Genomic DNA, 21,771 nt, shown 5'->3' with positions numbered 1-21,771 from the left:
AGGAGAAGGAGGCCTTTCATGATTAGCCATCCGAAAGATCGAATCACGCAGACACAGGCTACTATCGTCGTAGCCAATACCATGTTAGCAACAGGCATTCTTACGCTGCCCCGCAGAGTATTGGATGCTGCCGGAACAGCGGATGCCTGGATTTCTCTGCTTTTAGGTGGCCTTATTTCCTTGTTTGCCGGGTATATGATCACAAAAGTAAGCCTCCTATTTCCCGAGTACACTTTCTATCAGTACAGTCAAGCTCTTACCGGAAAGTTTATTGGTACGATTCTTAACGTGCTCCTGATTGTCTATTGTATTTTTGTCTGTGGATACGTAGTGCGGATTTTAGGGGAAGTCATCCATGTCTTTGTGTTAGAAAAAACACCGATTGAAGTGGTAATCATTGTATTTATGAGTGTAGCCACTTATCTAACAGTGGGGGGCATCAATCCGATCGCACGGCTGTGCGAATTGTTTACCCTCCCTATCGTCCTGATTCTTTTTTTAACTTTGACGTTAAGTTTTAGCCATTTTGAACTGGACAATCTTCGTCCACTGCTAAGTGAAGGGTTCACGCCTGTATGGGAAGGGGTAAAAAATACCGCCTTTTCTTTCACGGGATTTGAAATCATGTTCATTGTGACCGCATTCATGACAGAGCCAAACAAGGCCGTAAGATCAACTATTACGGCAATTAGTACGATAATCGTTTTATATATATCGGTGGTCGTGGTGGCCATTGGTATCTTTACGGTAGAGGAGCTGAAGACGCTGACATGGCCGACCATGACGCTGGCGAAAGATATCGAGTTTCCCGGCGCTTTTTTCGAACGTTTTGACTCTTTTCTGGTGATTGTCTGGATTATGGCCATCTATACAACTTTTGTCCCTTATCATTATGCAGCCAGTCTGGGTTTGGGACAACTTTTCCAAAAAAACATGTATTATTTTGTTTTTGGAGTGTTACCGGCCATCTACATTATCGCTATGTATCCGAAAGATTTAAACGCCACTTTTAAACTGGGCGAGTTTATGGGATATTTAGCAATATTCTTTACTATGATTATTCCAATCTTCTTATGGCTTGTGGCTAAAGCAAGGAGGGGGAATCATGAAAAAAACTAAAAGGACATTCATGTTCTCTCTTCTCCTCTCCCTCATCATGATAACAGGTTGCTGGGATCGGGTAGAACTTGAAGACATTGGTATCGTGCTTGGAGTCGCTATTGACGAATCTGCAACGAAAGCAGCGAAAAAACAGGAAAAGGAAGAGTTAAAGGGACAAGCAAAGGAACGTAAGCATATTTTGATGGTTCACCATTTTATCATACCACAAGAAGTGGAAGGAAAAACCAGAACGGGAAAGAATAAGCCGTATTCCAACGTTGTCAATGAAGGCGAAACCATCTTTGAAATTGTCCGAGAGCTGTCAACCCGCGTAGCACGTCCCCCAAACTATGAGCATCTAAAAGTGATCGTCATTAGCGAAGAGATAGCTCGTTCTACTGATTTACGCGATATTATCAATTTTTTCCTTCGCAATCCTGAATCAAGACGGACGATCAAAATGCTTATCGCGAAAGGAAAAGCACGGGAAACGTTCGAAAAAAAGCCACCGATTATGGCTAATCCAGCCTTAAAAATGGCGAAAATGATTGAAAACACCAAGAAAACCCTGCGGATGGCACCCGAAATGACACTGGGTGACATGTCGGAAAAACTAACGTCGGAAACCAGCTTTGTTATGCAGCGTGTAGTCACCTCCAAAACGGGAACAAAAGTAGCCGGAGCCACCGTAATAAACGGAAAAACCCACAAAATGGTCGGTTGGCTGGGTGAGGACGAAATGGAAGGGCTAAACTGGATGAGCGGAAAAGGAAAAGCAGGCATTGTGAAAGGAACAGACCAAAAAACAGGAAAAACCATGGTGTATGAAGTAGGAAAAATGAGAAGCAGGATTAAGCCGAAAGTGCAGGGAAATAACATCTCTTTCACCGTAGACATCGAGACGGAAGGGTCACTTCGTGAAGACTGGTTGGAGCCGGGAAATGCTTTCAAAGAAAACTTAATAAAAAGAGCCGAGAAGGCAGCAGAGATGGAAATTAAACGTTTAACTCAGAAGGCGCTGACAAAAACACAGAAGAAGTTTAAAGTTGATGTGGCCGGATTTGGCAAACAGCTCAGTATCTACTACCCCAAAGTTTGGAAGGAAGTCAAAAAAGACTGGGATAAACATTTTAGCAAAATACCTGTAGATATTAACGTGAAAGTGCAAATCAGCGAATTCGGAACGAGAGGAACGAAGATGTAATACAAAGTCATTCAGCTGGCGATGAGCGGGTGAATGTATAATATCGTTTTTCTGTGGAAGCTTAAGATTATCCATTGCCAGAAGCGAACCAAAGGAATAAAGAAATGCCGCGACAGCAAAACCGGAATATGAACGGCTGGACGGTTTCCTCAAACCGAGGCGGCGCTGGAATAGGGGATAAGCAATGAAGGGTAAACGATATTTGACCATTGCTATTGTTGTCATGCTGACTGCGCTTGCAGGAGGATGGAATCTTTTTTTTCGTCTTCCGAACCCAATCGATATAAAAATGAAATCCTCTTCGCCTGTGGAGAAACCTGTCATTCTGCTCATGATTGATTCATTGATGCACAAGCCGCTACAGGAAGTGATCAGGGACGGACGCGCTCCTGCGCTCGCGTTTTTGCTCAAGCATGGACGGTATTTTCCCAAAATGGTAAGTTCTTTTCCCACCATGTCCGTTACGATTGACGCGACGCTTTTAACCGGAACATATCCTGACCTGCATCGCGTGCCCGGACTTGTCTGGTATGACGCAGCCGAGAACCGTATCGTCAATTACGGTAGCGGGGGAATAAGGGAAACGTTGAAGACGGGGCTTGGACAAATGTTGTATGACAGCCTGTATAATTTAAATAATGTTCATCTAAGCCGCAATGTTAAAACGATCCATGAAGAGCTGGCTGCCAAAGGAAAAGCGTCCGCCTCTGTTAATGCGCTTATTTATAGAGGCAAGACGCCTCATATATTACATACATCTGCAATGATTCCGGTAGATAAAACATTTCCTGCCCGTTTGAAAACGTTTGGGCCGGAATGGTTCTCGCTAGGCGTGCTATCGCAAATTGAGCCGGATAGTCGCTACCATCATGCTTGGAAAAAGTTCGGATTTAATAACAAATTCGCTGCTGATGAGATCAAGTACCTAATTCAAAAGAGAAAGCTTCCCGCTTTTACCATCGCTTATTTTCCTGAGTTGGATCAGGCCATCCATAAAAAGGGAATCACAGTTACCAGAGAGATTGAGAGGGCTGATCGACAGATACAGGAGATATTTGCGGCGTATGGATCGTGGGAGACAGCGCTCAAAGAGGCGATTTGGATTGTTATGGGCGACAGTGGACAAACGTCGATCGGCGGCGAACGGAAAGAGGCATTGATCGATTTGCCTTCCCTTTTGTCTTCTTATCGGATTGCAGAGGAAGGAAAGCCAGCTCGGAAAACGGATCAAATCGTGCTTGGTTTTAATGAGAGAATGGCGTATGTTTATGCGCTGGATGAGCGGTTGTCCCTGTCCGAAATTGCCCGTTCCCTGCAAAAGGATAAACGGATCGATGTGATTGCCTGGAAAGAAGGTTCTTTCATTCGGATCGTAAACGGAGGAAAAGAAGGGGGTTTTTTCTACCGGCGGAACGGTCGGTACATTGATACGTATGGACAGACGTGGTCTATGCAAGGAGATGCTTCCGTTCTGGATCTATCTGTAACAGGAAACCGAATCGCATATGGCAGCTATCCTGATGGCCTGGCTAGATTATATGGTGCCCTGCATTCACATCCGGGGCGCTATCTTATACTAACAGCTAGACCAGGGTGCGAATTGACGGGGCCGAGTATTCATACGCACATTAATGGGGCCGGGCATGGTTCGTTGCACGAACAGGATTCCCTTGTGCCCCTTATTGTCAGCGGTACGGATCTTTCCCCAAAACATTTGCGGATTGTGGATATGAAGGATTGGATTTTACGGTTGATCCACTGATGAGGCTTTTATTTTACAGCGCCAGGCCACATAAATAAAAAATAGAAAGAAAAAGGAATTTTGACTACCACAGCGAATGAATATCATAATTAATACTTTTTATATGCGGATTGTGGATGTGAAAGCGAATAGGCAGAAAAAATCGCTGGTTTATTTTTAAAGGGGGGGATGGGACTATGGCGGAACACCATTTTTATTTGAAGGCAGATTGGAAAGGAGGACGGGACGGAGAAGGGCGCATTTCCGTGGGCAACCTGCAAGCGCCGATTTCCGTTCCAAAAGAGATGAACGGTCCAGGTGTTGGCACGAATCCTGATGAGATGCTGATCGGCGCGGCGGCGACCTGCTATTTGATTACGCTGGCAGCCATTCTCCAAAACAGGGGAATTGGCGTATCGGATTTGCATTTGGAGTCAGAAGGAATCGTGATCATGGAGGGCAGCAGCCCGCGTTTTCAAAAAATTATCCACCGTCCCCGCATTACGTTGGAAGCGGAAGCTGCAGAAGAGCAGATCGAGACCGTAGTTGTGCTGGCTGAACGCGCCGAAAAAGCGTGCATGGTTTCCAAAGCTGTCCAAGGAAATGTGGAAGTGCTTGTGGAGGCCGATGTTGTAATAGCATAATTTAAGAAGTGTTTTCCCGCGTTGTACAATCTAACGTAAAAATTTTCCGTGTTTCTTTCTCTGCTTCTAACAAAAAATATACATGCAAATCATAATTGATAATAAGGAAAGGGTTACAAAGTTATGAAGGATCAAGAAACGAAAAATCAAAGCACAGAACAGAGAATGAAGCAGGCGGATAAAGAAAAGGATACGGAAAGAGCACCGGGTTACGGGGATAAGAAGCTGGAGGGGCCGAATGCTCCGGCTACATAACTTCGGTCTGTTGACAAATATCCCTCTTCTTCCTGGGCTTATGTTGACTTTCCGCGAGACCACACAGGAGGAAGAGGCATATTGTCGCTTTTTTGCGCTAGTACAAAGCCCGGCTATGTGCCGGGCTATCTTTTTGTACGTCAAGCTTATTGATCGCGGCTAAAATCGCACTCATGCAAAGGAATGACTTTTGTTTTCTTAATAAACTTATATCCCAGCCAGAGAATGAGAAACAATGGCAGACCGATATAGGAAACGAGCACGCCATTCCAGTCGATTTTCTCCTCCATAAACGCGCCGTAGTTCTGGCCGAGAATGATGATAATACAGAGCACAAGGGCGAAGAGCGGACCGAACGGGAACCATTTCGCTTTGTAAGGAAGCGCGTTTATATCTCCTCCCTGAGCCACGTATGCCCTGCGAAAGCGGTAATGACAGATTGCGATGCCAACCCAGGCGATAAATCCGGACATACCGCTCGCGTTCAGCAACCAGATGTACACGGTACCGTCACCAAACAGCGAGGACAAGAACGCTAACATGCCCACAAGCGACGTTATGTAGAGAGCATTGACAGGAATGCCGCGTTTATTTACTTTGCCAAGGAATTTCGGTGCCTTACCTTCCTTGGCCAGCATCCATAGCATCCTCGTACAGGCGTACATGCCGGAGTTGCCCGCTGAAAGGACGGCGGTCAGAATAATGGCGTTCATAACTGAAGCCGCAAATGCCAGTCCCGCCTTTTCAAACACTAGAGTGAAAGGGCTTACAGCAATATTTTCAATATCAGAATTGATGAGACGTTCATCCGTGTATGGAATCATCAGGCCAATGATCAGAATAGCCAAAATGTAAAATAAAAGAATTCGCCAAAATACTTGTTTGATGGCTCTTGGTACGTTTTTCCCTGGTTTTTCGCTTTCCCCTGCCGCGATGCCGACCAGCTCGGTGCCCTGGAAAGAGAAGCCTGCGATTATAAAGACGCTGAATATGGCCATAAATCCGCCGTGGAACGGGGCGTCCCCTACGGTGAAGTTTTTGAATCCGACCGCTTCCCCTCCCATAATGCCGAAAATCATACTGATACCGACAATAATAAAAGCGAGAATGGAAATAACTTTGATTAATGCGAACCAGTATTCGCCTTCCCCGTATCCTTTGACCGATAAATAGTTAAGGCCAAACATGATACCGAGGAAGAGGACGCTCCAGAGAAGCGAAGAGCTATCAGGAAACCAGAACTTCATGATAAGAGCCCCGGCCGAGATTTCTACCGCGATGGTCACGGCCCAGTTATACCAGTAGTTCCAACCAAGTGCGAAGCCAAGCGCCGGATCGACAAATCTGGATGCATAGCTGCTAAAAGAACCAGATACTGGTAAAAATGTAGCCATCTCACCAAGGCTCGTCATTAAAAAGTAGACCATAATGCTAATAGCTAGGTACGCGACGAGCGCGCCGCCGGGGCCGGCTGAGTGAATGGTTGCACCGCTTGCCAAGAAGAGGCCGGTTCCGATTGAACCACCGATGGCAATCATGGTCAAATGCCGCGCTCTTAATCCGCGATGCAACTGGCTGGAAGTATCGGTTACCGGTTCGATCATTTCGTTTACTTGCAATGGAGATTGGCTCATGTAACCACCTCATTTTTTGATTTGTAGTATAGAGAAGAAAAGTTTTGGAGATGAACCGATATGCGAATTTTTAGCATTCACCTTCGCACAAAATAAAAAGAATAAAGTATATAATTTGTTTTTCAATTTACTAAATTTTATTGCAATTATTTCGCCAATTTGGGCACAAAAATGGGAAGCTCGTAGAAAAAATTTCAGGCTTAAGCTCTTTTATTGACAAAACAATAGAGAAGAACAAGCTTTATTCGTTGTGTCCGGTGCAAGAAGCAGGATGGAAGGGGAATTTTTCCTGCAAGAAAAATAGCAAATGCAAAAAAAATGGCGTATATTTTGCTATTTTTTTTGCATTGAATTTTGAATGATGATTATAAAGCGTAAGTTTTTATTGAAATGGTTGATCTTGTGCAGGTATAGTAAAAAATAAAAAAGCGATGGGTTTCCTTTGACTGAACTGGGAATAAGTAGCTAGGGTTCCGCTTTATATTCGATATGAAGGACTGCGACCGAGCGCTACAGATCTTGCTTTGTGCAAGAGGCACCTATTGGCACAAAAAGCCCGAGGGGGAAAGTTCAGCGTATTTGCGCTGCTTTCCTTCTTTGGGCTTTTTTATTTTTTAAGGAGGTTGAATACGTAATGAAAAAAGCGACACAAATTCGTCCCGGGGTGGCCATTATTATTTTCGACGAACAAAATCGGGTGTTACTTCAAAAAAGGGCGGATGTCGGGTTGTGGGGAATTCCATCAGGACATGTAGAACCTGGTGAGACGGTGTTGCAGGCTGCTGTCCGTGAAGCATGGGAGGAGACAGGCTTACGAGTTGCGATAACACGGTTAATTGGGATTTATTCTGATCCTGTTTCGCAAACGTTTTATTATCCGGATGGTCGCGTCGTACAGTTTGTTACTACATGTTTTCAAGCGCAGGTTATAGGGGGAAAATTATCTCCCCGCTGCGCCGAGACGCTTGAACTGGCTTATTTTCCGCACGATCGTCTGCCTTCAGAGCTTTTGCCAATGCATCCAAAATGGCTGGGAGATGCGCTGGCTAACCATGATCTTCCGTTTCTTCGCTAGTATTCGGAGTCGTATCAGCGAAGCTGTTACCAAGTGCTAACTTAAAATAGCAACGAAGAGGATTTTTCTTCTGTAATCTTTGGGTAATTGACGGAGCTCTTGTCCATACTACTCCTAAGAATATACTACGCCAAAGAAGTCAATTTATATTTTTATTTCTTAACATCGGGTATCCCTTACACTTTTTGTGACGTATAACCTTTCTTGCCTGTATAGTAAAAAGACTGGCAACTATCGTGTTTTTCATTTCTGCTTTTTGTAGTTATTGTATGCTTCAGAACTTCTCTGCTTTTCTCGTTGTGTGTTTTTAGATGTAATGGGTTATACGTTATTGGAAGGAAGAGAAGATCGATGAGAAAGCGGGCAAAATTTATTGTGGTATGTTTATGGCTATTTTTTATGTCGGGCTGTGGCGATCGGCTTGATGTGGAGGACTTAACGCTATCTTTAGCGTATGGGATTGATTTAGATAAAGATAATGAGCTAATGGTTTATCAAATAAGTCCGGTTTTTAGTAAAGATACAAAAAAGAAATACGAAGTGTATGGATCCAAAGTGAACACAGTCAGGCAGGCAAGGGAGAGGTTTAACAGTACAGCGAACGGTCAGATTGCTACCGGAAAAGTGCAAGTATTTCTATTGGGTGACAAAATATTGAAAAAAGAGGGCAGCGTACCTTATCTGGACGTGGCTTATCGAGATCCGAAAAACACGGGAAATATGCGTATGGTTGCTGTGAAGGGGCCAGTTTCTTCTGTTTTGAACAGTAAGTTTAGCGATAAGCCTCGCTTTCCTGTGTATATAAATAATGTAATTGATGTGGCAAATCAGTCCAATGAAACGGTTTTTACCACGCTGCAAAAATTCCATAAAATGTTTTTTGATAAAGGGATTACGCCTGCGATTTCAGAAATAAAAGCAGATAAGACGGGAATTGTTGTCACTGGGTCTGCGCTTTTAAATGATAGAGGAATGTATAAACTGTCGCTAACTCGTCGAGAAAGTGCGTTACTTCTTATTTTGCAGGACGAAGCAAAGTTGCCGGTATCCCTTACAATCCGTATGCCTCCAGGATCATTTAAAACCCTGAATTTTCGTGAAAACGTAAAAGGGACTAACTTTGTAACAATAAATGTAAATAAAATTAACCGTCGTATTTCGACAAATTATAGAAAAAACCATTTTTCATTTGATGTAAAGATGAAACTTGATGTTACATTAGTGGAACGTACGTTTCATATCGATATGGAAAATGAGAAGGAGAAAGAACAATTAACTCTTCTCATCACGGATCAACTCGAAAAAGAATTAAATAGGTTGGTTAAAAAAGTGCAGAAGCACCATCTCGATCCGTTTGGATTTGGATGGTATGCACGTGCTTACCAATATCAGCAATGGAAAAAGATTGATACTCACTGGATGGATGAATTTTCAAGGGCGACTGTTAGAGTAGCACCAATGATACAAATCAAAGCTCATGGTGTGATTCAATAAAGATTGTATGCATTTGAGTGAATTTGAACAGCGCTGTTATGATGATTGGGCGAAGGAAATTTATTGCCCAGTCTTCTGGATATTAAAAAATGACAAAAAGGGATTCTGACGAGAGAGAAAACGGAGCGATTACAATCCTTAAGATTAAAATAAGACGGAATACTATACGTGCTGAATGCGGTTAGAAGGCAATCTTAAATGGCAGACAGTCCGGGCCCCATGACAGGGTACCGGACTATCGTTATTTTTGTCCACAATGTCAATGTCGTAAATGTCGCAGTATGGAAAGGCCAGGAATAGTATTAAAATACTGCGTACAACAAGAAAAAACAAACAAATTTCTAAAAATATATCAATATTTATGTAGAAAAAACCTAAATTTATAAGGTACTCTATTACTAGAAATAATGTCTTATAAATCATAGTTTGCTTATGGAGCAAGTCGAAAGGAGACAGGAACATGGACATAGAAAATAACAAAGGAATTCTTCTGGAAAGTGGTACAAATGAACTGGAGATTATCGAGTTTGGCATTGCTGGGGAAGTGTTTGGCATTAACGTCATTAAAGTACGTGAAGTCATTAATCCACTGCCGGTGACGCGCACGCCGAAATCCCATCCTCATGTAATGGGCATTATTCAGTTGCGTGGAGAAGTGCTTCCAGTCATTGATTTGGCAAAAGCGCTCTGCTTTCCGCCATCTGAGCATCCGGAACAGGACAAATTTATCATTGCGGAACTCAATCAGATGAAGGTGGCCTTTCATGTGCATTCAGTTTCGCGCATTCATCGGATTTCTTGGGAACAAATCGAGAAACCATCCGAGCTCACACGCGGCCTTGAAAGCAGTACAACCGGTGTGGTGAAAATGGAAGATCGCTTTATTTTGTTGCTTGATTTTGAAAAGATCGTGGTGGACATTAGCCCGGAAGCGGGATTCCAAAGCGGACAGATGCGGGAGCTTGGCGAGCGGCCCATTTCGGCCAAGCGCATTTTGCTGGCGGAAGATTCTGCCATTCTGCGCAAGCTGATCGAAGAGACGCTTCATAAGGCAGGATATACGCACGTTGAAGCATGCGAGGACGGAAACGAGGCATGGCGCTATCTTGAACACCTTGTCGGCACAGGGCAGGATGTAACCGAGCATATTCAACTGGTAATTACAGATATCGAAATGCCGGGAATGGACGGGCATCATCTGACAAAACGCATTAAAGAACATCCGGAGTTGCAGAAGCTACCGGTTGTCATTTTTTCGTCGCTGATTACGGATGATTTGCGCCATAAAGGAGAGAAAGTGGGTGCAGATGCACAGGTAAGTAAGCCGGAAATTGTAAATCTTGTGAAAGTGATTGACGGTTTAATTTTGTAACTTGGCTTTTGTCTTCGATAATTTTTTGCGATTCGGCCATACTAAAAATAGCGTTTATAAAAAGGGGGAGCTTTCATGACTGACGAAAATAAACGCCAGGCGATGGAGCGGGTACATCCGCGCAGCCACCCGTCGCGTTTGGATCAGTTTGGCCGGGACGGACAAATTCCGATTACTGGGCAGGAGCCGCCGCGGTTCATTTCTATGACGGAAGCCGAAAGAGAAGAGGAATAGGAGAAAATGCCCCACAAGTAAACCTGCGGGGCATTTTCTTCGTCTTTCTAGCTCCTTTTGTGAAGAACGTGAAGTCAGTATGAATAGGTTGCTGTTACAGTGCTTTCGATCTTCAATTCGCCCGGATACACCTGGCTGCTCGCGTTGCTCTTTTCTTGTGCGCTATAGTCGGCAACCACTGACTGGCGGTACATAGGAATAGGCTGAGGGGTAATGTTGTCAGTGATCTGCACGATGTCTTTAATTTTCACGCCGGCATGTTTCGCTATGCGTTCCGCCTTTAGACGGGCATTATCCATCGCTTTATCCATGGCTGCGAGTTTGTGCTCCTCGATTTTTTCCGAACTAAACCAGACATTTTCAATCCGGTTGGCTCCGACAGCGACAGCGGTATCCATCACCTGTCCGATCTTCTCCAGATTACGGTATTTGATCTGGACGATTTGTTCGACTTGATACCCTTTAAATTGCTGCTTGTTGTTTTCCCACGTATACTCCGGCATGGTGGAAAAACGCACGGTTTGTATGTCTTTTTCGGCGATTTGCAGGCGGATGAGCGCGTTATGAATCGTTTTGAATTGCTGGGCATTCTTTTCCTGTGCTTCCCGGGCTGTTTTTCCTGTTGTATATAACCCGAGCTGAATGTAGGCGATATCTGGTTGTACCGTAACTTCTCCATGACCGGTCACGGTGATTGTGCGCAGCGCGGCGGGGGCAACAACTTCTGAACTTTGCACGGATGTTTGGGCATAGGCGGCAGGCACCCATCCGGAAATAATAGACATCCCGAGAAGTAGAGCACAAGATAATGTTCTAACAGTAGGTATATTCTTCATATTTATCTCTCCTATGTCCATGTTTTACTGTATAGACGATTCTTTTATAAAATAGGTTGCGTTTAGAGGGAAGGAATGTTTACCTTTCCCTATATTTTAATACGAAAACGTTTGATCTGGTCCCAGAGCGCTTCGCCTACCAACACTTCTTTTTGCTTGTCGCCAATCAAGTCAAAATGAGGGAATTCTTCGCGGTGATGAAGATGTTGGCTGCCCAGGCCATATTTTTCACCCCATGCGAGTAAAGCAGCGAGATCGGCGCATCCTGCTTTTGTGACCGTCGTAATATCAGGGCAGCGCGGATGGAGCCAGAAATGGGTAATGAACGCCACTTCTCCTCTGCGAACTTGTTCTTTCCATGCTTCAAGCTCTGCACGTTTCACGCCGAAAGCCATCTTCTTCCTCCTTTCTGCTGGAATCTTCGTGTTTATGTGATAGAGATTTGGTAAGATAATAAAGAAACTTCTACAACGCAAGCACGTTCTGTGGCTAACATAGAAGCTTGCATATTACGTGTGTGAAAGGAGGCGTTTTTTATACACATTGTCGATGAACAAAAAACCGAGCAGGCGATCCTCGTCGGCTGCTATAAGAAACACGGTGACCAGCGCCAATTCGAGCTGTCTATGGAGGAATTGGCGGAGCTAACCCGGACGGCGCAGGCGGAGGTTATCGCTTCGCTGACACAAGAGCGGAATCAAATAGATGCACGCTTGTATGTAGGCAAGGGCAAAGTCGAAGAAATCAATCAGCTTGCGCTTGAGCTGAAAGCCGATCTCGTCATTTTCAATGATGAGCTGACTCCGATGCAAATCCGCAACCTTGAGCAGGCCATTGAATGCAAAGTGATTGACCGCACCCAGCTCATCCTCGACATTTTTGCCCAACGTGCCCATTCGCGCGAAGGAAAATTGCAGGTTGAGCTGGCCCAATTACAGTATAGATTACCGCGTTTGACAGGGAAAGGGGCGGGGCTGTCGCGACTTGGAGCCGGCATCGGAACCCGGGGGCCGGGGGAAACCAAGCTGGAGACGGATCGGCGCCACATCCGCCGCCGTATCAGCGAAATCGAACACCAGTTGGCAGAAGTAAAAAGGCACCGTCTGTTGTACCGTGAACGTCGTAAAAAGAACGAAGTGTTTCAGGCAGCACTTGTCGGTTACACGAACGCAGGAAAATCGACCATTTTGAACCGTCTCACCGGGGCGGGCGTTCTGGAAGAGGACAAGCTATTCGCTACGCTTGATCCGACATCGCGCCGCGTACGGTTGCCTGGAGGCGAAGAAATTATCATGACCGACACGGTGGGATTTATTCAGGACTTGCCGCACCAGTTGGTAGCCGCGTTCCGTTCCACGCTGGAAGAAGCGGCAGAAGCGGATGTTATCGTTCAGATCGTCGATGCATCCCATCCAGACCACCAAATCCACATGGAAGTGGTAGACAGCGTGCTTACCGAACTTGGGGCGGGCATGATCCCGCGCTTGACAGTATTCAATAAGATGGATGTGGTTGCCGAAGCACCGATTGCGCCGGTAACAGGCGAAGTCTTGTACATATCCGCACACCGTCCGGAGGATATAAAGCGTCTACTTATGGTCATCGAAGCACACATAAAGAGTCGGTATGCCCGGTATACGCTGCGCCTGCCGACCATACGTGGCGATTTATACGCGCTTGTGCGCCGTAACTTGCATATCGTCCACGAAAATATTAGCGAGGACGGCATGTACTATGAACTGCAAGTGGAAGGTCGAAATGTTACACAACTTTCCCCGGAACTTTTGCAGTTTATCATATAAAAAAGTAGAGGTAGAGAGGGAAGATAGCGTGTTTTCGTACTTGATGCATGGAGATAAACTGGCCCCTTATGTAGAGCAGGTAGAAGCGGAGATTTATCCACGCCTGCGCGAGATTGAAAAAATAGCAGATTACAACCAGTTCAAAGTGCTGAGGGCGTTTCAAAAACACCAAGTCAGCGATTTTCACTTTGCTCCGTCGACCGGATATGGATACGACGATATGGGACGGGAAACATTGGAAAAAGTGTATGCCGAAGTATTCGGCGGGGAAACGGCGCTCGTGCGCACGCATATTTTGAGCGGTACACATGCCATTGCGATCACCTTGTTCGGCCTTCTTCGTCCGGGAGATGAGCTTTTGTATATTACCGGCGCACCGTATGATACGCTGGAAGAAATCGTCGGCGTAAGAGGTCACGGCAAAGGTTCGCTCAAAGAGTTCGGGGTGAGCTATGCCGCCGTACCGCTGACGGAAGCGGGAGAGATCGACAAAGAAGCGGTGGCTCGTGCCATCAACAGTCGGACAAAAGTGATCGGCATTCAGCGCTCTCGCGGCTATGCTGACCGTCCTTCTTTTACGATCGAAAAAATAAAGGAAATGATTGATTTCGTAAAAGCAATTCGTCCGGACATCATTGTCTTTGTGGATAATTGTTACGGAGAGTTCACCGAGAGCAAGGAGCCGTTGGAAGTTGGTGCTGACATTATGGCCGGGTCGCTTGTTAAGAACCCTGGCGGCGGTCTTGCCAAGAGTGGGGGATATATCGTTGGTCGGGCGGATCTTGTGGAGATGGCGTCCTACCGGATGACCGCACCGGGGCTCGGCGCCGAGGTCGGTTCGACGCAGTATGGGACGCTGGAAATGTTCCAGGGCTTTTTCTTAGCGCCGCATGTCGTTGGTGAAGCGCTGAAGGGAGCGGTATTTACCGCAGGCCTTTTGGAAAAGCTCGGATTCAAAACGAACCCGCGCTGGGACGCGCCACGTACCGATTTGATCCAATCTGTCGAATTCGGCACGGCAGAAGGGCTGGTGACATTCTGCCAAGGAATCCAGAAAGCCTCGCCAGTCGATTCGCACGTTGTACCGCAGCCGGGTGCGATGCCGGGATACGCCGATCCGGTCATTATGGCGGCCGGCACGTTTATTCAAGGTGCCAGCATCGAGTTGTCCGCGGATGGCCCGATCCGCTCGCCGTACCTGGGGTTCGTCCAGGGTGGCCTGACTGCTTCCCATGTTAAAGTTGGTGTACTGACCGCGCTCGACGAAATGTTAAAAAAGAATTTGTTACAAATTTAAAAAGAGGCGGTATCTTTCAAAAAATATATGTAAAATTATCTTACATGTATTGACGATAAAACCTGACATGTGTAGAATAAGAACTAAGGAAGCAAGGAGATTCGCCGGCGAAAGGAGATAAAAACGTGAAAGACAAAATTCGCCGTAATATGGCTCTTTTTCCGATAGGGATTGTGATGCAGCTGACTGAATTATCGGCCCGTCAAATCCGTTATTATGAACAGCAACAGCTTATTTCCCCGGCGCGGACGAAAGGAAACCAACGCCTGTTTTCATTCAACGATGTCGACCGCCTGCTGGAGATTAAAGCGTTGCTGGAGAAAGGATTAAACATTGCTGGCATCAAACAAGTGCTGGAAATGAAACACGAGGAAAAGCGCAACGAGAACATGATTGATGAAAAAACAGAGCAGAAACGCAGGGAACTTACCGACCGCGAGCTGCATGAACTGCTCAAGCAGCAGATTATGCACGCGAATCGGCCGGGACAGACGCCGCTTAACTGGGGGGAGCTTTCCCGCTTCTTCCATTAAAAAAAATAAAAGCAAAAATAAGGGAGTCTCCTTGCTTATGAGGAGAGATTTTTAAGGAGGTAGTTTGAGATGGCAGCAAAGTACACGAAAGAGGATATTTATCGCTTAGTCAAGGAAGAGAATGTAAAATATATCCGCTTGCAGTTCACGGATCTACTTGGAACGATTAAAAACGTAGAAATTCCGGTAAGCCAGCTCGAAAAGGCGCTCAATAACAAGATGATGTTTGACGGTTCTTCCATCGAAGGTTTTGTACGCATCGAAGAATCCGACATGTACCTGTATCCGGATCTTGACACATTCGTTGTCTTTCCGTGGACGACGGAAGATGGCAAAGTGGCTCGCTTCATTTGCGATGTATACACACCAGATGGCAAACCGTTCATGGGGGATCCGCGCCAAATCCTGAAAGCGGCGCTGCAAGAAATGGAATCATTCGGCTTCACTTCGTTTAATCTCGGACCGGAGCCGGAGTTCTTTCTATTCAAGCTGGATGAACACGGTCAGCCGACAAACGAGTTGAACGACCAAGGCGGATATTTTGACTTTGCCCCGCTGGATCTTGGTGAAAACTGTCGGCGTGACATCGTGCTGACGCTCGAGCAAATGGGCTTCCAAGTTGAAGCGTCTCATCATGAAGTAGCACCTGGTCAGCACGAAATCGACTTCAAATATGCGAATGCTGTAGAGGCGGCTGACCAGATCCAAACATTTAAGCTGGTAGTCAAAACGATCGCACGTAAACACGGTCTGCACGCGACCTTCATGCCGAAACCGTTGTTCGGTATTAACGGTTCCGGTATGCATTGCAACCTGTCTCTATTCGCAGGCAACAAGAACGCGTTTGAAGATCCGTCAACTGAACTGGGACTAAGCGAAACAGCTATGCATTTCTTGGCTGGCATCATCAAGCATGCCCGTGGCTTTGCAGCCATCACAAACCCGACTGTAAACTCCTATAAACGTCTTGTTCCTGGTTATGAAGCACCTTGCTATGTAGCATGGTCTGCAAAAAACCGCAGCCCGTTAATTCGTATTCCGGCTTCCCGTGGCTTGAGTACCCGGATTGAAGTACGCAATCCGGACCCGGCCGCAAATCCGTATCTGGCATTAACGGCATTGCTGGCTGCCGGTCTGGATGGCATTAAAAACAAATTGCAGGCACCTCCGGCGATTGACCGCAATATCTATGTAATGAATGAAACAGAACGCCAAGAAGCGGGCATCGCAAGTCTGCCGGCTACGTTGAAAGAAGCGATTGAAGAACTGAAAGCCGACGAAGTGATTTGCAAGGCGCTCGGTGAACACGCACTTGAGCACTTCATTGAAGCAAAAGAGATCGAATGGGATATGTTCCGTACCACTGTTCACTCGTGGGAACGCGATCAGTACATTAATTATTAATAGCTTAAGAAAAACTTGCGGGCATTGCCCGCAAGTTTTTCTTAACTCCTGCTATCTTCCTTCTCCATATGCATAACTGGAAGAGAGATAATAATTGTAGTGCCAACATCGGAATTTGTCGTAATCGAAATGGTACCGTTATGCTTTTCGATGATACCTTTCGCGATGCTGGTTCCCAGCCCGCTCCCGGTTATTTTCGCTTCTTTCATTTTCGGTTCGCGATAAAACATCGTAAAAATTTTTTCCATGTTTTCTTCTGATATCCCCATGCCATTGTCTTTAATTTCCGTTATAATAACCTCTCCTTTTTGATAGCACGCAATCTCGATGCGGATTTTTTCTTTTTCCCGCGAATATTTCACCGCATTGCTCAAAATGTTTACGAGCGCGCGGTTGATTTTCGCAGGATCAACAAATACGAGCGGCAATTCAGGTTCGTATGAAGTATAAACGTCGATGTTCGGTTCCGCGAACTCTGCGATGACCATTTCCAGGGCATAGTCGATTAAGAAATCGAGGTTTATCCATTCTTTTTGAAAAGACAGCTGATCCATGTGCAAAGAAGAAAGTTCAAACAAATCGTCAATCAATTGAATCGTATGATTAATTCGGGTGGGAATCGTGCGAATAAATTCTCGTTCTTTCTCCGGCGGAAATTCGTACTTATGCAAAGCTTGCAAATATCCCTTAATGGTTGTCAGCGGCGTTTTTAAATCATGGGATACCTGTGCAATAAGTTCCGCCCGCGCCTGTTCTGCTCCCTTCAACTTCTCATACATTTCCGTTAGTTTTGTATTCGCTTCCTGCAACTCTTTTGTTCGTTCCCCTACTTTTTCTTCAAGTTCATTTGCCCGCTTCTTCAGTTCTGCGATGAGCTGTTCAATCGTTTGGCTCATCCTGTTGAACGTTTTCGTCAAATTGCCGATTTCATCCTGTGAGGTAATCGGTATTTCCTGATGATAATGACCTTTCCCGCTTTGTTTTAGCGCTATGGCCAAATTTTTCACAGGCTCGGTTACCGTTCGCGAAAAACGATAAGAAAAGAAAATGAGAAGGAACGCGCCGACGAACAAAAAGAACAAAAACGGAATGACGAATTGTTTCATTTGCGAAGATATTTGCACTTTCGTTTCGGCGATAATAGGATTCGCAATATCCGCTTCGGGGATATAAAAGCTCATCATCCATCTGCTGCTGGGAATGTTGGCAAACAAAAGATACGCGTTTCCCTCTGCTGTAGCCATCTTCACGATGCCTTTTTTCTTTTGTTTCATCTTTTCTATGTATGGTTTGAAGGCGTCCGAAGAGCTTCCAAAACCGGGAAGAGGGGTGGACAACTTCCGCCCGGATGGCTGATTGCTGGCGATCATATGGCCATTCTCGTCTACGATAAAGGCGAAAGCATTCGGTTCAGTGAAAGTGAAATCGAGAAATTTGCGTACCATACGGTCAAGCGGAAAGTCCACCCCAATAACTCCTTGTAATACTCCGTTTGGCGAATATACAGGAATGACAGCTGTTACTACCCATTTCCAATGCGTAACATCTTCATACGGGCGGGTCCATTTTACCGCCCGTTCCGGATTATGCTCGGCATCCGCAATATAATAAAACTCATACTGTTGGATCCGAATATCAGGAGGAAGTCGGCCCGTGGACACTTCATATTCAGCGTTTATCGGTGGATAGATAAAAAATCCGAATTCAGCAAAGCCGAAAAAGGCGGCTTTTAATCCTGGTTCGTTTTGCACCGTTTCTTTTAATAATGGTTCCAACTGAGATACGATCTCCAAATCGCTTTGCACATTTTTCGTTATAGGGGTCAAAGCGCTGAGAAAAAAACGGGAGTTTTGCCTATCAGGATAAAAGAAATACCCTTTCGGATCCCGTTGTAACGTGATCGTTGGCTTGCGCAAAGCTATAAAATCGGACTTTTTCGCAAATAAATATTCGGCTTGCTTGCGAATCAGTTTTAAATTGTGTTCGATTTTGGTAAATTCAGCATTATTGATCTCTGTTTCCTTTTCTAGTAACGCCAATTTTTGCATGAGCACATTGGTAATCGTTTTCTGAATTTGTTCGTTTGCCATTGTGCTCGACAGCGAATGAACCTGGATCAAACTATAACAACCGAGCAGGACATACGGAATAAAGGAAAGCAAGGTCGTAAAACAGACGATTTTAAGAAAAAAAGATTTACGTATGATGTTAAAAAGCCGCAAATTTATATCCAACTCCTCTGACCGTCAGAATATATCTTGGCTGAAGAGCGTTTTCTTCAATATTTTTCCTGAGACTTGAGATATGGACGACGACGGTTCGTTTCTCGCTTAACGTATTCATTCCCCACACATGATCAAGCAGTTGCTCAGCAGAGAAGACCCGATTCGGATGTTGCGCCAGAAATGCGAGCAAATCGAATTCTTTAGCGGTAAGAGGAATGCTTTTTCCGTCGCGGTAAACTTCTCTTGCGTGAAGATTAATGCAAATATTATCGAATTGAATATGCTGTTTTGTCTGTTGTTTTTGAAACTTTTGCAAAATGCGGTTTCGCCTAAGATGGGCGCGCACACGGGCCATCAGTACGCTAATGTTAAAAGGCTTTTCCACATAATCGTCCGCGCCGATGCTTAATCCCAACACTTTATCGGTATCCTTATTCTTGCAGCTTAAAAAAATAATCGGGCAAGAAGTGAGCATACGGAGTTGCTGGCAGATTTCAATACCATCCGAATCCGGCAGCATAATATCAAGAAGGATAAGGGAAGGGGAGCTTTTTTTAACTTTTTCCACCGCTTCGAGGCCTGACGAAGTAATGGAGTACGGCAAGGCTTCTTGTTCAAAGCAAGTAGAGAGCAGTTTTTGAATATCCTTATCGTCTTCTACAATGAGTATAGGCTCCATTTCGTTCACCTCTTTATACATTTGACTTGATGTATCCATATAGCGACATCGCTTTCTGAGATGTACATCTCTTTATCGAAATTTTCTTATAATTATACCTCATAAGTCAACTATTGCTTAAATTTTTTTGAAAAATATAAAGGTTTTATAGGAGAACTATCAAAAGAAGTTGATAAAAAGTTTATCGTTTTTTGATGAAAGTGTGACGCTAATTTGTCTTACAAAGTTTAAACTATTTAAAAAGTTTAAACTGGAAGGGGAGTGTAAAGTGAAACATATCAAACCGTTGAACTGGAAAGGAAAACAACTGGAAAAACGTATTGATCTCAAAAAAGAGCCGGAAGTGGAAGGGCTGGCTTTGCTGCCGATGGGATGCTCCACGTTGTTTGACCCGGGATGGGAGACGGATTTCTCGGGGATGGTGCTTGATGGCCTTTGCCAGCCGCATTATCGCGATATTTACGGATGTTATGGCGATTGCTGGTGGGCGGCGCAAGTGCCTGATGGTCTTACAAATTATAGCACATACTCTGATGTTTGCCCGGTTGCGGCGAACGATTGGCGAAAATTGCAGTATGTAAAGCCGTAGTGCGAGGGGAGAGGCGATGAAGAAAACAAGCATGCGCGTGATTTTACTGTTACTTGTGGTAGGTTGCCTAGGAATTCTTTTTATTTGGTTTCAAAATCAGTCGGACGTAAAAGAAAGCGCTTCAGTTATGAAGGTTGAAGGCGCCGTCCATGTCAGTAAACAAGTCGAAGCGTCGTGTATGGGCTGCCATGCGGTAGATGAAAACGGAAAGCTGGCACGCATCGAGTACATGCGGAAAACGCCGGAAGGATGGTCGCAAACGATCGCCAGAATGGAACGGATTCACGGGTTGAAGTTGACCGATGAGCAGCGGCGGCAATTGATTCAAGATTTAAGCGCGGAGCGTGGCCTTGCTCCTGAGGAAGCCGAAGCTGTGCAGTATTGGACGGCAAATAAACCATCCTATACGGAATCTGTAAAGAATGAAAATGTACAAAACGCATGTATGACCTGTCATGCGGGTGGGCGTTTCATGGCCCAGCGACGGACCGAAGAAGAATGGAAAAATTTGAAAGATTTCCATCTCGTCATGCTTCCTTCTATTTATTTGAACCATCGTCATATGGACTGGCCGGTGGTGGCGGATGCGGCCATTCGCTATCTTGCTGAGCAATATCCGCTGGAAACAGAAGAGTGGAGGCAGTGGAAAGGAAAAGGTTATGATGTGCAGGGAAAATGGAAAGTCGTCGGATTTAGAGGCACAAAAGGGACATACATTGGGGATAGTGAATTCGTGAAAGACAAAGACGGTTTTGTGGAAACAAAAACCATCCGATATCTTCATGAACCGGGTTCACTTACTATGCGCGGACAGGCGCGCCTGTATACAGGTTATGCGCTAAGGACGCAGTATCAGCAGGACAAAAAGAAGCTCACCGGTACGTTTAATGTGCTGGAAGGTGGAACGGTCATTAAGGGAGATTGGTCTGATGCAAGTGATCCGGGCATTACGGGGGAAGAGATATATTATAAGGTGCAGACGGAAAAGCCGGAGATTATTCATATGGAACCGCAGGCGATCGAGCGGGGAAAAACGCAGGACATTACATTATACGGGATGAATTTGCAGCAACTTACGGCAAAAGATATGCGGCTTCCGGCGGGTGTTTCCGTGCAAAAAATAACGCCCGTATCAAATGAAGAAATAAAAGTCACGGTAGCGGTGGGCAAAAACGTTGCCGAAGGCTCGTTTGCTATCGGATCTGGACAGGTAATCAGCCATAAAAAGCTTGCGGTGTATCACCGTGTGGATTATGTCAAGGTGACGCCTTCATACGCCGTTTCGCGGGTAGGAGGGGCTGGACCGATGCATAAAGTAAGCACCCAATTCGTGGCATACGCTTATAGCAATGGCCCGGACAGAAAGAAAGGAACGGCGGATGATATGCAACTGATGCCGGTCAAAGCTAAATGGTCGCTTGCTCCGTATCCGGAAGGAAACAAGGGCGAGGATCTGGCTTATATCGGAAAGATAGATCAAAGCGGCTTGTTTACTCCGGGAACGGAAGGAACCAATGCGAAACGGGTGTTTACCGCAGAAAATGTAGGAAGTGCAACCGTTATCGCAAAATATGAAAGCGGTGGAAAAACACTCATCGGAAAAACGCACCTTATCGTAACGGTGCCTGACTACAATAATATTGTAAATTAAC

The 21,771-nt window shown here is 45.3% G+C and carries 21 protein-coding genes; 16 read left to right on the top strand and 5 right to left on the bottom strand.

Features of this window, described 5'->3' with window-relative positions:
* Positions 1-18: 18 nt before the first annotated feature.
* The 6 genes from BLR88_RS04360 (at position 19) to BLR88_RS19385 (ending at position 5,108) form a co-directional block, all read left to right on the top strand.
* The gene (locus BLR88_RS04360; RefSeq protein ID WP_057898727.1) at positions 19-1,119 is read left to right on the top strand and encodes a GerAB/ArcD/ProY family transporter; all 1,101 of its coding nucleotides are present in this window, start codon (positions 19-21) and stop codon (positions 1,117-1,119) included.
* Complete coding sequence (locus BLR88_RS04355) at positions 1,106-2,305, top strand: Ger(x)C family spore germination protein (protein ID WP_091260032.1); 1,200 nt, start codon at positions 1,106-1,108, stop codon at positions 2,303-2,305. Before BLR88_RS04360 ends, BLR88_RS04355 begins: the two co-directional genes overlap by 14 nt.
* Before the next feature lie 184 nt (positions 2,306-2,489).
* Positions 2,490-4,067 (top strand): alkaline phosphatase family protein, encoded by a 1,578-nt coding sequence (locus BLR88_RS04350; protein ID WP_091260030.1) that lies wholly within the window; start codon positions 2,490-2,492, stop codon positions 4,065-4,067.
* Between the two features lie 176 nt (positions 4,068-4,243).
* Positions 4,244-4,690, top strand: coding sequence for an SACOL1771 family peroxiredoxin (locus BLR88_RS04345; protein WP_091260028.1), 447 nt, complete (start codon positions 4,244-4,246; stop codon positions 4,688-4,690).
* 123 nt (positions 4,691-4,813) lie between these two features.
* Positions 4,814-4,945 (top strand): hypothetical protein, encoded by a 132-nt coding sequence (locus tag BLR88_RS20325; protein ID WP_257721591.1) that lies wholly within the window; start codon positions 4,814-4,816, stop codon positions 4,943-4,945.
* Positions 4,929-5,108 carry a hypothetical protein gene (locus tag BLR88_RS19385; protein WP_091260026.1) on the top strand — a complete coding sequence of 60 codons (180 nt, stop codon included), beginning with the start codon at positions 4,929-4,931 and terminating at the stop codon, positions 5,106-5,108. Before BLR88_RS20325 ends, BLR88_RS19385 begins: the two co-directional genes overlap by 17 nt.
* Here the strand turns inward: BLR88_RS19385 and BLR88_RS04335 are convergent.
* Positions 5,092-6,579: an amino acid permease gene (locus BLR88_RS04335; protein ID WP_082705965.1), complete on the bottom strand. Its 1,488-nt coding sequence runs from the start codon at positions 6,577-6,579 to the stop codon at positions 5,092-5,094. The genes BLR88_RS19385 and BLR88_RS04335 overlap by 17 nt on opposite strands.
* A gap of 634 nt (positions 6,580-7,213) precedes the next feature.
* Between BLR88_RS04335 and BLR88_RS04325 the strand changes: the two genes are divergently transcribed.
* The 4 genes from BLR88_RS04325 (at position 7,214) to BLR88_RS19380 (ending at position 10,754) form a co-directional block, all read left to right on the top strand.
* A complete protein-coding gene (locus BLR88_RS04325; protein WP_091260024.1) occupies positions 7,214-7,654 on the top strand; it encodes an NUDIX domain-containing protein in 441 nt (146 codons plus the stop codon).
* 351 nt (positions 7,655-8,005) lie between these two features.
* Positions 8,006-9,148: a Ger(x)C family spore germination protein gene (locus tag BLR88_RS04320; protein WP_057898734.1), complete on the top strand. Its 1,143-nt coding sequence runs from the start codon at positions 8,006-8,008 to the stop codon at positions 9,146-9,148.
* A gap of 466 nt (positions 9,149-9,614) precedes the next feature.
* Complete coding sequence (locus BLR88_RS04315) at positions 9,615-10,520, top strand: chemotaxis protein (RefSeq protein ID WP_409359884.1); 906 nt, start codon at positions 9,615-9,617, stop codon at positions 10,518-10,520.
* A gap of 75 nt (positions 10,521-10,595) precedes the next feature.
* Positions 10,596-10,754 (top strand): hypothetical protein, encoded by a 159-nt coding sequence (locus tag BLR88_RS19380; protein WP_156424030.1) that lies wholly within the window; start codon positions 10,596-10,598, stop codon positions 10,752-10,754.
* A 74-nt stretch (positions 10,755-10,828) separates the two neighbouring features.
* On the opposite strand, the gene BLR88_RS04310 is transcribed toward BLR88_RS19380, so the two are convergent.
* Both BLR88_RS04310 and BLR88_RS04305 read right to left on the bottom strand, forming a co-directional pair.
* Positions 10,829-11,590 (bottom strand): SIMPL domain-containing protein, encoded by a 762-nt coding sequence (locus tag BLR88_RS04310; protein WP_057898736.1) that lies wholly within the window; start codon positions 11,588-11,590, stop codon positions 10,829-10,831.
* Positions 11,591-11,679: 89 nt separating this feature from the next.
* The gene (locus BLR88_RS04305; RefSeq protein ID WP_057898737.1) at positions 11,680-11,985 is read right to left on the bottom strand and encodes a hypothetical protein; all 306 of its coding nucleotides are present in this window, start codon (positions 11,983-11,985) and stop codon (positions 11,680-11,682) included.
* Between the two features lie 147 nt (positions 11,986-12,132).
* Between BLR88_RS04305 and hflX the strand changes: the two genes are divergently transcribed.
* From hflX to glnA, 4 genes are all read left to right on the top strand, one after another.
* Complete coding sequence (hflX, locus tag BLR88_RS04300) at positions 12,133-13,392, top strand: GTPase HflX (RefSeq protein ID WP_091260019.1); 1,260 nt, start codon at positions 12,133-12,135, stop codon at positions 13,390-13,392.
* Positions 13,393-13,420: 28 nt separating this feature from the next.
* Entirely contained in the window at positions 13,421-14,689 is a 1,269-nt protein-coding gene (locus tag BLR88_RS04295) for a methionine gamma-lyase family protein (protein WP_091260017.1), read from the top strand.
* 125 nt (positions 14,690-14,814) lie between these two features.
* Complete coding sequence (locus BLR88_RS04290) at positions 14,815-15,222, top strand: MerR family transcriptional regulator (protein WP_057898740.1); 408 nt, start codon at positions 14,815-14,817, stop codon at positions 15,220-15,222.
* Between the two features lie 69 nt (positions 15,223-15,291).
* Complete coding sequence (gene glnA, locus BLR88_RS04285) at positions 15,292-16,626, top strand: type I glutamate--ammonia ligase (protein ID WP_057898741.1); 1,335 nt, start codon at positions 15,292-15,294, stop codon at positions 16,624-16,626.
* A 41-nt stretch (positions 16,627-16,667) separates the two neighbouring features.
* Here glnA and BLR88_RS04280 read toward each other — a convergent pair whose 3' ends face one another.
* Both BLR88_RS04280 and BLR88_RS04275 read right to left on the bottom strand, forming a co-directional pair.
* Positions 16,668-18,716 carry a sensor histidine kinase gene (locus BLR88_RS04280; RefSeq protein WP_217639374.1) on the bottom strand — a complete coding sequence of 683 codons (2,049 nt, stop codon included), beginning with the start codon at positions 18,714-18,716 and terminating at the stop codon, positions 16,668-16,670.
* 118 nt (positions 18,717-18,834) lie between these two features.
* Positions 18,835-19,569: a response regulator transcription factor gene (locus BLR88_RS04275; RefSeq protein ID WP_254778215.1), complete on the bottom strand. Its 735-nt coding sequence runs from the start codon at positions 19,567-19,569 to the stop codon at positions 18,835-18,837.
* A gap of 229 nt (positions 19,570-19,798) precedes the next feature.
* On the opposite strand from BLR88_RS04275, the gene qhpC reads away from it, so the two are divergent.
* Positions 19,799-20,119, top strand: a complete 321-nt coding sequence (gene qhpC, locus BLR88_RS04270) for a quinohemoprotein amine dehydrogenase subunit gamma (protein ID WP_057900312.1) — start codon at positions 19,799-19,801, stop codon at positions 20,117-20,119.
* Positions 20,120-20,135: 16 nt separating this feature from the next.
* A complete protein-coding gene (gene peaA / locus BLR88_RS04265; protein ID WP_091260013.1) occupies positions 20,136-21,770 on the top strand; it encodes a quinohemoprotein amine dehydrogenase subunit alpha in 1,635 nt (544 codons plus the stop codon).
* Position 21,771 lies beyond the last annotated feature (1 nt).

It is taken from the genome of Aneurinibacillus thermoaerophilus (genome assembly GCF_900099925.1).
Taxonomy (GTDB): domain Bacteria; phylum Bacillota; class Bacilli; order Aneurinibacillales; family Aneurinibacillaceae; genus Aneurinibacillus; species Aneurinibacillus thermoaerophilus.
Note: the sequence above shows the minus strand (reverse complement) of the source record. Positions and strands in the feature narration are given on the sequence as shown.